The sequence below is a fragment of the Nocardioides pakistanensis genome, assembly GCF_054781215.1.
This window is the reverse complement of the sequence record NZ_BAAGUV010000082.1, coordinates 1-773: the sequence shown is the minus strand read 5'-3', so window position 1 is coordinate 773 and position 773 is coordinate 1. Positions and strand designations below refer to the sequence as shown.

Annotated in this window: 1 protein-coding gene; it reads left to right on the top strand. The window is 72.4% G+C overall.

The window, feature by feature from the left end; genetic code table 11:
* Nucleotides 1–773, top strand: a 773-nt coding sequence (locus tag ACYVIH_RS22640) for a transposase (protein ID WP_460871808.1), incomplete at both ends; no start/stop codon positions are given.

Genomic DNA, 773 nt, shown 5'->3' with positions numbered 1-773 from the left:
GCCGGCAGGGCTGGACGATCTCCGCGATCGCCCGGCACCTGGGCCGGGACCGCAAGACCATCCGCGCCTACCTCGACGGTGGCCGGGTCGCCGGGCACCGGAAGCCGGCCGGGGAGGATCCGTTCGAGCCGTACGTGGACTACGTCCGCGCCCGGCTGGCCGAGGATCCGCACCTGTGGGCGGTGACCTTGTTCGACGAGGTCGTCGCGCTCGGCTACGACCGGTCGTATCCGACGTTCACCCGCCAGATCCGCACCCGGGAGCTGCGGCCGCACTGCGAGCCCTGCAGCGCCACAAGAGGCCGTCCGGCGGCGGTGATCGAGCATCCGCCGGGTGAGGAGACCCAGTGGGACTGGGTCGAGCTCCCGGATCCGCCGGCGTCGTGGGGGTGGGGCAAGCACGCGCACCTGCTGGTCGGCGCGCTCGCCCACTCCGGGAAGTGGCGCGGCACCCTGGCCCCGGCCGAGGACCAGGCACAGCTGATCGCCGGACTTGACGCGACCGCCCGCAAGCTCGGCGGGCTGACGAAGAAGTGGCGCTTCGACCGGATGAGCACGGTGTGCCACCCCGAGTCGGGCAAGGTCACCGCCACCTTCGCCGCGGTCGCCAAGCACTACGGCGTCCAGGTCGCGATCTGCCCACCGCGGCGCGGCAACCGCAAGGGCGTGGTGGAGAAGTCCAACCACACCGCCGCGCAACGCTGGTGGCGCACCCTGCCCGACGACGTCACCATCACCGAAGCGCAGGCGTCGCTGGACAAGTGGTGCGCCACC